The sequence below is a fragment of the Streptomyces sp. NPDC043812 genome, assembly GCF_056436245.1.
Window position 1 is genome coordinate 26,939 of sequence record NZ_JBWKCY010000001.1, and the last position, 13,140, is coordinate 40,078.

Annotated in this window: 14 protein-coding genes; 7 read left to right on the top strand and 7 right to left on the bottom strand. The window is 70.9% G+C overall.

The features are described 5' to 3' along the window. Window positions 1–133 precede the first annotated feature (133 nt). On the bottom strand, window positions 134–412 hold the full coding sequence (locus AC067Z_RS00150) for a GlsB/YeaQ/YmgE family stress response membrane protein (protein ID WP_478787116.1): 279 nt from the start codon (window positions 410–412) through the stop codon (window positions 134–136). A 262-nt stretch (window positions 413–674) separates the two neighbouring features. On the opposite strand from AC067Z_RS00150, the gene AC067Z_RS00155 reads away from it, so the two are divergent. Both AC067Z_RS00155 and AC067Z_RS00160 read left to right on the top strand, forming a co-directional pair. Then, window positions 675–1,049 (top strand): DUF3099 domain-containing protein, encoded by a 375-nt coding sequence (locus AC067Z_RS00155; protein ID WP_478787572.1) that lies wholly within the window; start codon window positions 675–677, stop codon window positions 1,047–1,049. A 192-nt stretch (window positions 1,050–1,241) separates the two neighbouring features. After that, window positions 1,242–1,460 carry a hypothetical protein gene (locus AC067Z_RS00160; RefSeq protein ID WP_478787117.1) on the top strand — a complete coding sequence of 73 codons (219 nt, stop codon included), beginning with the start codon at window positions 1,242–1,244 and terminating at the stop codon, window positions 1,458–1,460. Between the two features lie 15 nt (window positions 1,461–1,475). On the opposite strand, the gene moaA is transcribed toward AC067Z_RS00160, so the two are convergent. The 3 genes from moaA to AC067Z_RS00175 form a co-directional block, all read right to left on the bottom strand. Further along, window positions 1,476–2,465: a GTP 3',8-cyclase MoaA gene (gene moaA / locus AC067Z_RS00165; RefSeq protein WP_478787118.1), complete on the bottom strand. Its 990-nt coding sequence runs from the start codon at window positions 2,463–2,465 to the stop codon at window positions 1,476–1,478. Between the two features lie 148 nt (window positions 2,466–2,613). Next, complete coding sequence (locus tag AC067Z_RS00170) at window positions 2,614–4,236, bottom strand: solute symporter family protein (protein WP_478787119.1); 1,623 nt, start codon at window positions 4,234–4,236, stop codon at window positions 2,614–2,616. Beyond that, window positions 4,233–4,601 carry a DUF485 domain-containing protein gene (locus tag AC067Z_RS00175; RefSeq protein WP_478787120.1) on the bottom strand — a complete coding sequence of 123 codons (369 nt, stop codon included), beginning with the start codon at window positions 4,599–4,601 and terminating at the stop codon, window positions 4,233–4,235. Before AC067Z_RS00175 ends, AC067Z_RS00170 begins: the two co-directional genes overlap by 4 nt. A 273-nt stretch (window positions 4,602–4,874) precedes the next feature. Here AC067Z_RS00175 and AC067Z_RS00180 point away from each other — a divergent pair, with 273 nt between their 5' ends. Both AC067Z_RS00180 and AC067Z_RS00185 read left to right on the top strand, forming a co-directional pair. Next, on the top strand, window positions 4,875–6,407 hold the full coding sequence (locus AC067Z_RS00180) for a S8 family peptidase (protein WP_478787121.1): 1,533 nt from the start codon (window positions 4,875–4,877) through the stop codon (window positions 6,405–6,407). A 74-nt stretch (window positions 6,408–6,481) separates the two neighbouring features. After that, window positions 6,482–7,867, top strand: a complete 1,386-nt coding sequence (locus tag AC067Z_RS00185; RefSeq protein WP_478787122.1) for a CoA transferase — start codon at window positions 6,482–6,484, stop codon at window positions 7,865–7,867. A gap of 63 nt (window positions 7,868–7,930) precedes the next feature. Here the strand turns inward: AC067Z_RS00185 and AC067Z_RS00190 are convergent, their stop codons facing one another. The 3 genes from AC067Z_RS00190 to AC067Z_RS00200 all read right to left on the bottom strand — a co-directional run bounded on the left by AC067Z_RS00190 (window position 7,931) and on the right by AC067Z_RS00200 (window position 10,722). Continuing rightward, window positions 7,931–8,974, bottom strand: a complete 1,044-nt coding sequence (locus AC067Z_RS00190) for a zinc-dependent alcohol dehydrogenase family protein (RefSeq protein WP_478787123.1) — start codon at window positions 8,972–8,974, stop codon at window positions 7,931–7,933. 75 nt (window positions 8,975–9,049) lie between these two features. Further along, window positions 9,050–9,883 (bottom strand): sterol desaturase family protein, encoded by an 834-nt coding sequence (locus AC067Z_RS00195; RefSeq protein WP_478787124.1) that lies wholly within the window; start codon window positions 9,881–9,883, stop codon window positions 9,050–9,052. 116 nt (window positions 9,884–9,999) lie between these two features. After that, the gene (locus tag AC067Z_RS00200; RefSeq protein WP_478787125.1) at window positions 10,000–10,722 is read right to left on the bottom strand and encodes a VIT1/CCC1 transporter family protein; all 723 of its coding nucleotides are present in this window, start codon (window positions 10,720–10,722) and stop codon (window positions 10,000–10,002) included. A gap of 221 nt (window positions 10,723–10,943) precedes the next feature. Between AC067Z_RS00200 and AC067Z_RS00205 the strand changes: the two genes are divergently transcribed. The 3 genes from AC067Z_RS00205 (at window position 10,944) to AC067Z_RS00215 (ending at window position 13,113) form a co-directional block, all read left to right on the top strand. Beyond that, the gene (locus tag AC067Z_RS00205) at window positions 10,944–11,945 is read left to right on the top strand and encodes a DEDDh family exonuclease (protein ID WP_478787126.1); all 1,002 of its coding nucleotides are present in this window, start codon (window positions 10,944–10,946) and stop codon (window positions 11,943–11,945) included. Window positions 11,946–12,008: 63 nt separating this feature from the next. Continuing rightward, entirely contained in the window at window positions 12,009–12,242 is a 234-nt protein-coding gene (locus AC067Z_RS00210; protein ID WP_100106509.1) for a hypothetical protein, read from the top strand. An 85-nt stretch (window positions 12,243–12,327) separates the two neighbouring features. Continuing rightward, window positions 12,328–13,113, top strand: coding sequence for an SURF1 family cytochrome oxidase biogenesis protein (locus AC067Z_RS00215; RefSeq protein WP_478787127.1), 786 nt, complete (start codon window positions 12,328–12,330; stop codon window positions 13,111–13,113). Window positions 13,114–13,140 lie beyond the last annotated feature (27 nt).

The window sequence follows — 13,140 nt, forward strand, 5'->3', positions numbered from 1 at the left end:
GGTGTGGGGGGGGGGGAGGGGGGGTTGGGGTGGGGGGGGGGTCGGGTGGGGTGGAGGGGGGGGGGGGGGGGGAAGGGGGGGGGGGGGGGGGGGCCCCCCCCCCCCCCCCCCCGCCGCCGTCCGTGTCACGCCGTCACGCGGTTCGTTTCTTGCCGCCGCGGATCGACGTGTAGGCCATGTCGCCGAGGAAGACGACGACGATCGCGGCCCCGAGCTGGAGCGCGTGCCGGCCCCAGTCGATGCCGCTGGTCTCGGCGATGCCGAACGCCCGGGCCAGAGCGTTGCCGATGAGCGCGCCGATGATGCCGAAGATCGTGGTCAGCCAGAGCGGACTGTGCTGTTTGCCCGGGATGATCGCCTTGGCGATCAGGCCGAGTACGAATCCCACGATGATCGCCCACAACCAGCCCATGGCTGCCTCCTTGTACGGCTCCGCGTGAGCAGTTACGCCTGTCAGTCTCGGCCCGCGTGCCATGGGCCGCACGTCGGGGCACCCAAACGCGTCGCCCCGCCTTCGGGGCGGCCGCCGTCCGGGGGCCGTCCGGGGTCGCCGTCCGGGGTCGCCGTCCGGGGTGCCCCGCTCTCGAACACGGCGCAGCGGCGGCGTACCGTGGATGCGTCGGGACGGGTTGTACGGGATCGCCCCGCACGCGGGAATCGGGTGGTGGAGCGTGATGCGCAGACACGGCGGTACGGAGGTCTTCCGGATCACCGGGGCCAGGCAGGGGCTCGCCGACGACGTGCGCGCCCGGCAGCGCCGCTATGTGATCTCGATGTCCGTACGGACCGTTTCGGTGATCCTGGCCGCGGTGCTGTGGAACGTGGAACGCCATGTGGCCGTCGTCGCGCTGGTGCTCGGCGTTCTCCTGCCGTACATCTCGGTGGTCATCGCCAACGCGGGCCGGGAGAACGCCCCTTCGCTGCCGTCGACGTTCGTCCCGACGCCGACGCGGCCGATGATCGCACCGGCCGCGCACGAGGGTCCGGAGGATGCCGACCCGTCGTCGGAGTCTTTCGAACGGGAACGGGACGCGTCCGAACAGGGGTGATTTGCGACCACCTGCGACGTGGTCCGCGAACCTCAGGAAAACCTCAGATCAATCATGAAGTTCCTGTGCCCGCCAGCCCGTTACCCGTGACATACTTCGTACGCGCTCCGCATCCCCCGTCGGAGCGACGGACCGACGCCGGGCAGCTCCCCCCGTGGCTGCTCGGCGTCGCCATGTTGGGACAATGATCCGGTGAGTGACGAAACCCCGATCTGTTCCGCCAAGGGCTGCCGCACGAGCGCCGTCTGGGTCCTCGCGTGGAACAACCCCAAACTGCACACCCCCGAGCGCCGGAAGACGTGGCTGGCCTGCGAGGAGCACCGGGAACACCTGTCGCAGTTCCTCGGCGTACGCGGGTTCCTCAAGGACGTGGTGACCCTGGAGGAATGGGAGCGCCGGCAGGGCGAGTGAGCCGCTGCCCGGCGATCAGCCGCCGATCGCCGACATCGGGCGCTCGGGCTGCAGGAACGACGGGTCGTCGAGACCGGATCCGGCCTTCTTTCCCCACATCGCGAGCTTCCAGATCCGGGCGACGTCCTCGTCCGGAGCGTCCGACCGCAGCGCCGCGCGCAGGTCGGTCTCCTCGGTCGCGAACAGGCAGGTGCGCACCTGGCCGTCGGCGGTGAGGCGGGTACGGTCGCAGGCGCTGCAGAACGGGCGGGTGACGGAGGCGATGACGCCGACCCGGTGGGGTCCGCCGTCGACGAGCCAGCGCTCGGCGGGCGCGGAGCCGCGTGCCCGGTCGCCCTCGGGGGTGAGGGTGAAGCGCGTGCGCAGGGATTCGAGGATGTCGCCGGCGGTGATCATGCCGTCGCGTTTCCAGCCGTGCTGGGCGTCCAGCGGCATCTGCTCGATGAAGCGCAGCTCGTAGTCGTTGGCCACGGCCCAGGCGAGCATGTCGGGGGCCTCGTCGTCGTTGAGGCCCGGCATCAGGACGGCGTTGACCTTGACCGGGGTGAGGCCGGCGGCGCGGGCGGCTTCGAGGCCGTCCAGCACGTCGTGGTGGCGGTCGCGGCGGGTCAGCGTCTTGAAGACGTCGGGGCGCAGCGTGTCGAGGGAGACGTTGACGCGGTCGAGGCCGGCGGCCCGGAGGGCGGCGGCGGTGCGCTTGAGTCCGATGCCGTTGGTCGTCAGGGACATCCTGGGGCGGGGCTCGAGGGCGGCGACCCGCTCGACGATTCCGACCAGGCCGGGGCGCAGCAAAGGCTCGCCGCCGGTGAAGCGGACCTCGGTGATGCCGAGGTCGGTGACGGCGATACGGATCAGCCGGACGATCTCGTCGTCGGTCAGCAGATCGGGCTTTTTCAGCCACTGCAGGCCCTCTTCGGGCATGCAGTACGTACACCGCAGATTACAGCGGTCCGTCAGGGAAACGCGCAGGTCAGTGGCCACTCGGCCGTAGGTGTCGATGAGCACTGTGGGCCCCCTCCCCCATTCGCGGATCTGACAGTTCCGAGCCTACGTCACCGTACTGACGCCGAGGTGGCCCGATTGGCACGAGGCACGGCACGGCCGCATCGTAGATCCCTACGACGCGGCCGTGCCCGTTGCCCGTGGTCCGGCGTCAGTGGGCTCCGACTCCGGTCAGCGACTTGACCTCGAGCTCGGCGTACTTGCCCTTGTCGGGCTCCTCCTTGGACAGGAGCGAGCCGATCCAGCCGAGCAGGAAGCCGACCGGGATGGAGACCAGGCCGGGGTTCTCCAGCGGGAACCAGGAGAAGTCGACGTCCGGGAACATCGAGGACGCCTTGCCGGAGACGACCGGCGAGAAGAGCACCAGGATCACCGAGGAGGCAAGGCCGCCGTAGATGGACCACAGGGCGCCCTGCGTGGTGAACCTCTTCCAGAACAGGCTGTAGAGGATCGTGGGCAGGTTCGCCGACGCGGCGACGGCGAAGGCCAGGGCGACCAGGCCGGCGACGTTCAGGTCGCGGGCCATGGCGCCGAGCGCGATCGACACGATGCCGATGGCGACAGTGGCCCAGCGGGCGGCCCGGACCTCCTCCTTCTCGGTGGCCTGTCCCTTGCGGATGACGTTCGCGTAGATGTCGTGCGCGAAGGACGACGAGGAGGCGAGCGTGAGGCCGGCGACCACGGCGAGGATGGTGGCGAAGGCGACCGCGGAGATCACGGCGAGCAGGATCGCGCCGCCGGCCGAGTCGACACCGCCGAGGTGCAGGGCGAGCAGGGGCGCCGCCGTGTTGCCCGCCTTGTTGGAGGCGGTGATCTCGGCGGGTCCGACCAGGGCCGCGGCACCGAAGCCGAGAGCGATGGTCATGAGGTAGAAGCCGCCGATGATGCCGATCGCCCAGTTCACGGACTTACGGGCGGCCTTGGCGGTGGGCACCGTGTAGAAGCGGATGAGGATGTGCGGAAGGCCGGCGGTGCCGAGGACGAGGGCGATACCGAGCGAGAGGAAGTCGAGCTTGGTCAGGCTGTCGGCGCCGTACTTGAGGCCGGGTTCGAGGAAGGCCGAGCCCTTGCCGCTCTTCTCGGCGGCCTGGCCGAGCAGGTCGGAGATGTTGAAGTTGAACTTCCACAGCACCAGGAAGGTGATGAGCAGGGTGCCCACGATCAGCAGGACGGCCTTGACCATCTGCACCCAGGTGGTGCCCTTCATGCCGCCGACCGTCACGTACACGATCATCAGCAGGCCGACGAGGGCGACGATCGCGATCTTCCCGCCGTCACTGGTGATGCCGAGCAGCAGCGAGACGAGCACGCCGGCGCCCGCCATCTGCGCCAGCAGATAGAAGATCGAGACGACGATGGTGGACGTACCGGCCGCGGTGCGCACCGGACGCTGGCGCATGCGGTAGGCGAGCACGTCGCCCATCGTGTAGCGGCCGGAGTTGCGCAGCGGCTCGGCGACGAGCAGCAGGGCGACGAGCCAGGCGACCAGGAAGCCGATCGAGTAGAGGAAGCCGTCGTAGCCGAAGAGGGCGATGGCGCCGGCGATACCGAGGAACGAGGCGGCCGACATGTAGTCGCCAGAGATCGCGAGGCCGTTCTGGAAGCCGGTGAACTGGCGGCCTCCGGCGTAGAAGTCGGCCGCGTCCTTGGTCTGACGGCCCGCCCACACGGTGATGCAGAGAGTGGCGACGACAAAAGCCGCGAAGAGGGTGATGATCAGCGGCCGGTGCTCGGTGGTGGCGCTGGACGCCGCGAGCTGCAGGGCGGGGCTCATGCGTCGGCCTCCATACGGGACTTGATGGCTTCCGCCTTCGGGTCGAGCTTCGAGGCGGCGTACCGCGAGTAGAACCAGGCGATGAGGAACGTGGTGGCGAACTGGGCGAGCCCGAGGACGAGGGCGACGTTGATGTTGCCGAAGAGCTTCGTGCCCATGAAGCCGCCGGCGTAGTTGGAGAGCAGGACGTACAGCAGGTACCAGGCGATGAACGCCACGGTCAGGGGGAAGGCGAAGGAACGGTAGGTGCGGCGCAGTTCGCCGAATTCCGTACTTTCCTGCACCGAGACGAACGACTCTGTCGTGGGCTGGGCGGGGCTGGCGTCCGTACCGCGCTGGGGCGGCGGCGGTGCATCGGTGGCCACGGAAACTCCTCGCGACGCGGGTGAGGTGGTGGACGGGGGGATCTTGCCGGGGGGTGCGGTCGAGTGTTCTTCCACTCCCTGACAACGGCACGGAGTACGCACCGAACCGGTTCACCTCTGTTGTTTTTCCTTGTACTTCGTGTCCGACCCGTTGTGGCACATCTGCCCGAATCCATTGATGTGGGGGCATGATCGGCGATAGCTTCGCTCGTCATGTACCCGCCCATTCGCAAGGGGTGTCTGGGCGGTTGTCACGGATGATGTGGAGAACCCATGGCTCATCTGGGATCCAGACGACGGCGCGCACTCGCGGTGCCTGTCGGTCTGGCGCTCACGGCCTCGCTCGGATTCCTGCCGACGGGTACGGCGTCGGCAGCAGTCGCCGAGGAGGTTCCGGCCGCGGTGTCGACGGACGGCCCCAAGCTGTCGTACGTGGTCAACGTGAAGGGCGGTCACGGCAACGCCAAGGCCGTCAAGAAGGCGATATCCAAGGCCGGCGGCACGATAGTCCACGCCTACGACCAGATAGGCGTCGTCGTCGTCCACTCGCAGAACCCCGCGTTCGCGGACACGATCCGCGCGGTCCGCGGTGTCGCATCGGCCGGTGTCACCCGCACCGCCCCCATTGCTCCCGCAGCCGACACTGCCATCGAGTCGGAGCGTCCGCTGACCGCCGCGGAGGCCGAGGCGGCCGCGGGCGCGGCGGAAGCGGGCCAGGACCCGCTGGAGCCGCTGCAGTGGGACCTGCCCGCCATCAAGGCGGACAAGGCCCACGAGAAGACGCTGGGCAGCAAGAAGGTCACGGTCGCGGTCATCGACACGGGTGTCGACGACACCCACCCCGACCTCGCCCCGAACTTCGACCGGAACGCCTCGGTCAGCTGCGTCGGCGGCGCCCCGGACACGACGGACGGCGCCTGGCGTCCGGGCCCGACCGAGAGCGACCACGGTACGCACGTCGCGGGCACGATCGCCGCGGCGAAGAACGGCGTCGGGGTCACCGGTGTCGCGCCGGGCGTGAAGGTCTCCGGCATCAAGGTCTCGCAGCCCGACGGCTTCTTCTACACGGAGGCGGTCGTCTGCGGCTTCGTGTGGGCCGCCGAGCACGGCGTCGACGTGACCAACAACAGCTACTACACGGACCCGTGGCTGTTCAACTGCAAGAACGACGCGGACCAGAAGGCCCTCGTCGAGGCCGTGTCCCGGGCCACCCGGTACGCGGAGCGCAAGGGCGCGGTGAACGTGGCCGCCGCGGGCAACTCGCGGATGGACCTCGCCGCCGACGAGCTCACCGACACCACGAGCCCGAACGACACCACGCCGGTCGAGCGGAAGATCAACCCGCGCGAGTGCCTCGACATCCCGACGCAGATCCCGGGCGTCGTGACGGTCTCCGCGCTGGGCGCGAAGAACCTGAAGGCCTCGTACTCCAACTACGGCAACGGCGTTGTCGACATCTCCGCCCCCGGCGGTGACTCGACCGTCTACCAGACGCCGGACGCCCCGGCGACCGACGGCCGCATCCTGTCGACCCTGCCGGGCGGCAAGTTCGGCTACAAGGCCGGTACGTCGATGGCCTCCCCGCATGTCGCGGGTGTCGCCGCACTCATCAAGTCGACGCACCCGTACGCGCCTCCGGCGCTGGTGAAGGGTCTGCTGTACGCGCAGGCCGACGACACCGAGTGCACCAACCCGTACGACATCAACAAGGACGGGACGGTCGACGCGGTCTGCGAGGGCGGCGAGCGCAACAACGGCTTCTACGGCACGGGCGTCGCCGACGCTCTTGACGCGGTCCGCCGGTAGTCACACCTTTTCTGCGGGGCCCGGTGCGGAGACTGCGCACCGGGCCCTTGCGTTCGATACGCCATAGTGGGTGCATGGCACATACACCGTCGAGCGGTACGGCACGGGCATGGGCCGAGCTGGGCGGCGACAGCGCGCTGTTGGGGCAGGTGGAGTACGCGGGCCACGGCGGGCTGCCTGCCCGGCTGCCCGTGCTCGAGCTGGCGCGGGCGACCACGGCGGTCTGCTCGCTGGCGGCCGCCGAACTCGCCGCATGCCGCTCCGGCGGCCCGGTCCCCGCGGTCCGGGTGGACGACGGGGCGGTGACCGCGGCATTCCTCTGCGACCGGCTGGTGCGGGTCGACGGGGTGGCCGCGGTGACGTTCGCCCCGCTCTCCCGGTTCTGGAGTGCCGCCGACGGCTGGGTGCGTACCCATGCCAACTACCCGCACCACCGTGCCCGGTTGCTCCATGCGCTGCGACTGCCCGCCGACGCGGGCGAGGACGCCGTCGCCGCGGCCGTTGCCGAGCGCCGGGCGGTGGAGATCGAGGAGAGCGTGTACGCCGCGGGCGGACTGGCCGTCGCCGCGCGCAGCGCGACGGAGTGGGCGGAGCATCCCCAGGGCGCGGCCGCGGCCGCGCATCCGCTGCTGGTCACGGAACGGATCGGGGACGCGCCGGAGCGGCGTCCGGCCGGCGGTCCGGCCGGGCTGCCGTGCGCGGGTCTGCGGGTCCTGGACCTGACGAGGGTGCTCGCGGGCCCGGTCGCCACCCGCACTCTGGCCCTGCTCGGCGCCGACGTGCTGCGGATCGACTCTACGCGGCTGCCGGAGAGCCAGGACGCGCACAACGACACGGGCATGGGCAAACGGTCCGCCCGGCTCGACCTCCGCAGCGCCACCGGCCGGGACACGTTCGAAGAACTTCTCCGCAGTGCCGACGTGGTGATCACCGGCTACCGGCCGGGTGCCCTGGACCGGTTCGGCCTGGCCCCGCACGAGCTCGCGGCGCGGCGGCCCGGTCTCGTGGTGGGCAGGCTCTCGGCCTGGGGGCGCTACGGCCCGTGGGCGGGGCGGCGCGGCTTCGACAGCCTGGTGCAGGCCGCCACCGGGATCGCGGGCATCGAGGGGGACGGGCAGCGGCCGGGAGCGCTGCCCACCCAGGCCCTGGACCACGGCACGGGCTATCTGCTCGCCGCCGGTGTGCTGCGGGCGCTGACCGAGCAGCACGGCTCCGGAGGCGCCCGGCTGGTGGAGCTCGCCCTGACGCAGACGGCTGCCTGGCTGACCGGCGGCCTGGACAAGGACCCGGCCACCGCCGCACCCGAGGGCTACGACCCGCGACCCTGGCTCACCGAGACGGACAGCCCCGTGGGCCGGCTGCGTCATGCCCTGCCCGCGGTCTCGTTCGCCGGCGGACCGGCCGACTGGGTCCGGCCGTCCGGACGTTGGGGTGAGGACGCGCCCATGTGGCGCCGGTGAGCGCCGCGTTGTCCGGCGACGGCTGCCGGTCAGGTCGTGCCGCGGCACCTGCCTGGGCACCGGTCACGGCGTGATGAGGACCTTCAGTGCGGTGCGCTCGTCCATCGCCTTGTAGCCCTCGGGCACACCGTCGAGACCGACCGCCAGGTCGAAGACGGGCGACGGGTCGATGGTGCCGTCCAGGACGTCGGGGAGCAGTTCGGGAATGTAGGCGCGGACCGGGGCCACACCGCCGCGCAGCGCGATGTTCCGGTCGAACATGACGGACAGGTCGAGGCCGGTGCCGCTGCCGTGCGGGACGCCGACATAGCCGATCGCGCCGCCGTCGCGGGTGATGCCGACGGCCGTACGCATCGACTGCTCGGTGCCGACGGCCTCGATCACGGCGTGCGCACCCTGCCCTCCGGTCAGCTCGCGCACGGCGGCCTCGGCGGCTTCGCCACGCTCGGCGACGACGTCGGTGGCTCCGAAGGCGACGGCGATGTCGGTGCGCGCCTGGTGGCGGCCGAGCGCGATGATCCGTTCGGCGCCGAGGCGCTTGGCGGCCAGCACACCGCACAGGCCGACGGCTCCGTCACCGACGACGGCCACGGTGCTGCCGCGGGTGACTCCCGCGCCGACAGCGGCGTGGTGTCCGGTGCCCATCACGTCGGAGAGGGCGAGGAGGGCGGTCAGCAGCCGGTCGTCCGAGGCGGCATCGGCCGGCAGTTTGACAAGGGTGCCGTCGGCGAACGGAACTCGTACCGCCTCGCCCTGGCCGCCGTCGGAACCGACCGAGCCCCAGAAGCCACCCTGCGGGCAGGAGGTGTGCAGTCCTTCGCCGCAGTAGTCGCAGGTGCCGTCGGACCAGACGAACGGGGCGACGACCAGGTCACCGGGTCCGAAGCCGGCGACGTCCGCACCGGCCTGCTCGACCACACCGAGGAACTCGTGCCCGATGCGCTGCCCGGGCTGCCGGGAGGACTCCCCGCGGTAGGCCCACAGGTCGCTGCCGCAGATGCAGGCCCGCAGTACGCGCAGGACCACGTCGGTGGGCTGCTGGACGACGGGGTCCGGCACCTCCTCCACGCGGATGTCGTGCGGGGCGTGGATGACTGTGGCGCGCATGCTGCTGGGTCCTTGCTGAACGAGTGGTGAGTACCGCTCACACGGTACGCCTGCCGCGGAGCCCTCCCTGCCACCTCACGGCGCCGGCTCCCAGCCGGGTCCGCGGAAGAGGCGCCCGGCCACCTCGCGCAGCGTGCGGGCATTGCGTACGTCCCTGGCGATTGCCGCGTACTCGTGGGTGGCCACCTTCAGCGGGTTGTACGTCCCGATGTTCTTGGTGAGCCCGTAGACGGGCCGCTCGGTCTCGGGGGCGAACGACCCGAAGAGCCGGTCCCAGACGATGAGGATGCCGCCGAAGTTGCGGTCCAGGTAGCTGCCCTGGGAGGCGTGGTGCACCCGGTGGTGCGAGGGGGTGTTCAGGACGTACTCGAAGGGCCGGGGCAGCCTGTCGACCCGCTCGGTGTGGATCCAGAACTGGTACACGAGGTTGACCGAGGAGCAGAAGGCGAGCGCTGCCGGGTGCACACCGCAGGCGACGAGCGGGAGGTAGAACGGCCATGAGGTGAGGCTGGTCCAGGGCTGGCGCAGCGCGGTCGAGAGGTTGAACATCCGGCTGGAGTGGTGGACGACATGGCAGGCCCACAGGATCCGGACGACGTGGTGGCCGCGGTGGGACCAGTAGTAGAAGAAGTCCTGCGCGAGCAGCATCGGCAGGACCGTCCACCACAGGACGGGGACACGGAGGGGCGTCAGCTCGTACACGGCGGTGTAGATCGCGACGACGGGGATCTTCCAGGCCAGGTCGGTGAGCAGGCTGCCGAGACCCATGCCGATGCTCGTCGCGGCATCCTTTGCCTCGTAGCCGGCGGCGTCCTCGTCGGGATGGAGGCGATAGCTCACCATCTCCACGACGGTGAGCAGCACGAAGGCGGGTATGGACCACAGCACGACATCGGGCAGGTTCGGCATGCGTGCACGGTAGGGCCGCGGGCGGGGGTGCGGATAGATGTACTTACCGACAAGTAAGCAGGCTGCTCCCGCCGCGGATTTTGGTGACTTCGGCCAAGCGGTGCCCCGGCACGGGTTCAGACGCCCGCCGCCCCCAGCAGCGACCCCGCCGCGTAGGTCACCGCCATCGCCAGCGCCCCGCCGCCCACGTTGCGCAGCACGGCGCGCGCCGGGCCCGCCTCGCCGAGGCGGGCGCTCCACCATCCGGTGAGGGCCAGGGCCGCGAGCACCGACAGGACGGTGACGTACAGCCGGAGCGACGCCGACGGCAGCACGATCGCGAGCAGCGGCAGCAGGGCGCCCGCGGTGAAGGCGAGGAAACTGGCGCCCGCCGCGTGCCAGGGGTTGGTCAGGGCGTCGGGGTCGATGCCGAGCTCCACCCGTGCGTGGGCACGCAGTGCGTCGCGCTCGGTCAGCTGGATCGCGGCCTCCCTCGCCACGTCGCGGGACAGACCGCGCTCGGTCAACAAGCCGGTGAGCTCGTCGAGTTCGGCCTCGGGCTGTTCCTTCAGCTCGCGCTTCTCCACGGCGAGGGCCGCCTTCTCCGAGTCGCGCTGGGTGGAGACGGACACATATTCACCGGCGGCCATGGACATGGAGCCGGCCAGCAGTCCGGCGAGTCCGGCCGTGAGCAGGGTGCCACGCTCGGAGGTCGCCCCGGCGACGCCGACGACCAGGCCCGCCGTCGACACGACGCCGTCGTTGGCGCCGAGGACCGCGGCCCGCAGCCAGTTGAGCCGGGTGCCGAGCGCGCCGCCGTGCGGTTCGTCGTATGCTTCACCCTTGGTCTCGTCCGTCACGGGTGGAGGGTCTCACCCCGGGCTCGGGGTGCACGCGGACAACCCGCCGGAGTGTCACGGCAGGGTGACTTCCCATCGAGTGAGCGGCGTCGTACATCGCCCGTTCCGGGCCCCGTTGACGGCTGTGGGCGGGAACTGGCCGCAGCCGAGCCCCGGTCGCACCACCGGAGGGGGCCGGGGCGGAACCTGGGTGTCGGTGGCGGCCCGTATTCTCTGTGACCATGCTCGACGACCGTACGACCGCAGCGACGACGTGGCCGGCCGCGTACCCGAAGGGGTACGCGGTCGTCGACGTGGAGACCACCGGGCTGTCCCATCACGACCGGATAATCTCCGCTGCCGTCTACCGCCTCGACGCCCAGGGCGAGGTGGAGGACCACTGGTACACCCTGGTCAACCCCGAGCGTGATCCGGGCCCCGTATGGATCCACGGTCTGACGAGCGACGTGCTGGAAGGCGCCCCGCTGTTCGGCGACATCACCGGCGAGCTCTCGGACCGGCTGGACGGCCGCGTCCTGGTCGCACACAACGCGGCGTTCGACTGGGGAATGATCTCCCGCGAGTACGCACGCGCCGAGCGGGCCGCACCGACCCGGCAGCGGCTGTGCACCATCGCGCTCGCCCGGGAGCTCGGGCTTCCGCTGGCCAACTTCAAACTGGAGACGCTCGCCGCGCACTACGGCGTCGTGCAGCAGCGGGCCCACCATGCGCTGGACGACGCGCGGGTGCTGGCCGAGGCGTTCCGCCCGAGCCTGCACTCGGCAGCCCGCGACGGTGTGCGACTGCCGCTGCTGGAGTGCCGCCCGCTGACCGAGTGGTCCGAGCCCCCGCCCGCCCCGCGCATCGGCCATCAGCCGTCGTACGGCCACGGCACCTGGCGCGCGTCGCGCAAGCGTCCTCCGTGCCCGTACCCCAACCCGGGCAGGTACCGGATGGGCGGCCAGCTGGTGCAGGGCATGCGGGTGGCGTTCTCGGGCGACACCTCCATAGAGCGCGAGCTGCTGGAGGACCGGGCGACCGACGCGGGTCTGCATGTCGCCTCGAGCGTCTCCCGGCTGACGAGTCTGCTGGTGACGAACGACCCGCACGCGGGGACGTCGAAGGCGGTGAAGGCCGCTTCGTACGGCACCCCCGTCGTCGACGAGGCGGTGTTCACCCAGCTGTTGCGGCATGTGACGCCGGCCACCGGGCGGCCGCCGGGCACGGCACCCGCATCGGAGTGAACCCGACGCGACTCGCCCACGGCCCGCTCGCCCCGGCCGCCTCCGCGTCCCACCCTGTGGCGCATGGCACGTTGCGAGGTTTGCGGAAACGACTACGGCATGTCCTTCGAGGTGCACGCGCAAGGCGCGGTGCACGTCTTCGACTGCTTCTCCTGCGCCATCCACCGCATGGCGCCCATCTGTGAGCACTGCCGGGTCCAGATCATCGGCCAAGGGGTCGAGGTCGAGGGGCACTGGTACTGCGGAGCGCACTGCGCCCGGGCCGAGGGGAGGGCCGGCATCGTCGACAGGGTGTGACCGCACCGCGATCCGGGGGTCCGGACGGGACACCACCGGGACCCCCCGTCCGGATCCCCCGGCCGCTACGGGTACGGTCGAAGCCGTGTACCGCTTCCTGTTGTCCCGGCAGTGGGTGATCCTCACCCTCATCGCCCTCGTCCTGATCCCCACGATGGTCGAGCTGGGTTTCTGGCAGCTGCACCGCCATGAGCACCGCGTCGCGCAGAACGCACTGATCGCACGGAACCTCGACGCGAAGCCGATGCCGGTGGGCGATCTCACCTCGCCGGGGCACACCGTCCCGCGCCCCGACTACTGGCGGCAGGTGACTGCGACGGGAACCTTCGACACGTCGCACGAGGTCGTCGTACGCCGCCGCACCAACTCCGACGACCGCGTCGGCTTCCATGTCCTCACGCCACTGGTGCTGTCCGACGGCAAGACCGTGCTGGTCAACCGCGGCTGGGTCCCGGCCGCCGCCGACCAGAAGGCGTTCCCCGACGTACCGGCCGCGCCGAAGGGCCGCGTGATGGTCACCGGCAGGCTCAAGGCCGATGAGACGACCGGCGCCAGCGGGATCAAAGACCTGACCGGGCTGCCGCCGCGTCAGGTGATGCTGATCAACAGCGGGCAGCAGGCGGAACTGCTGGACCGTCCGGTGCTCGGCGGCTATCTGGAGCAGACGCAGCCGCAGTCCGGCAGTGCGGGCCCGGAACAGATCCCGGATCCCGACCACGAGTCCATCGGCGCGCACATGGCGTACGCGGTCCAGTGGTGGCTCTTCGCCGCCGCGGTACCCGTCGGCTGGGTGGTCCTCGTACGGCGCGAGAAGCGGGACAGGGCAGCAGCCGCGCAGAGCGCACCGGAGCCGGTCCCCGCGGCTGCTTAGCCGTCATCTCCGGCGGGCACACGGCAG

Excerpts from the sequence above, each read along its gene's own strand:
- AC067Z_RS00210 (WP_100106509.1), top strand. The coding sequence starts at position 12,009 with ATGGCACGTTGCGAGGTTTGCGGAAACGACTACGGCATGTCCTTCGAG.
- AC067Z_RS00185 (WP_478787122.1), top strand. The coding sequence starts at position 6,482 with ATGGCACATACACCGTCGAGCGGTACGGCACGGGCATGGGCCGAGCTG.
- AC067Z_RS00150 (WP_478787116.1), bottom strand. The coding sequence starts at position 412 with ATGGGCTGGTTGTGGGCGATCATCGTGGGATTCGTACTCGGCCTGATC.
- AC067Z_RS00205 (WP_478787126.1), top strand. The coding sequence starts at position 10,944 with ATGCTCGACGACCGTACGACCGCAGCGACGACGTGGCCGGCCGCGTAC.
- AC067Z_RS00190 (WP_478787123.1), bottom strand. The coding sequence starts at position 8,974 with ATGCGCGCCACAGTCATCCACGCCCCGCACGACATCCGCGTGGAGGAG.
- AC067Z_RS00180 (WP_478787121.1), top strand. The coding sequence starts at position 4,875 with ATGGCTCATCTGGGATCCAGACGACGGCGCGCACTCGCGGTGCCTGTC.
- AC067Z_RS00170 (WP_478787119.1), bottom strand. The coding sequence starts at position 4,236 with ATGAGCCCCGCCCTGCAGCTCGCGGCGTCCAGCGCCACCACCGAGCAC.
- AC067Z_RS00155 (WP_478787572.1), top strand. The coding sequence starts at position 675 with ATGCGCAGACACGGCGGTACGGAGGTCTTCCGGATCACCGGGGCCAGG.
- AC067Z_RS00195 (WP_478787124.1), bottom strand. The coding sequence starts at position 9,883 with ATGCCGAACCTGCCCGATGTCGTGCTGTGGTCCATACCCGCCTTCGTG.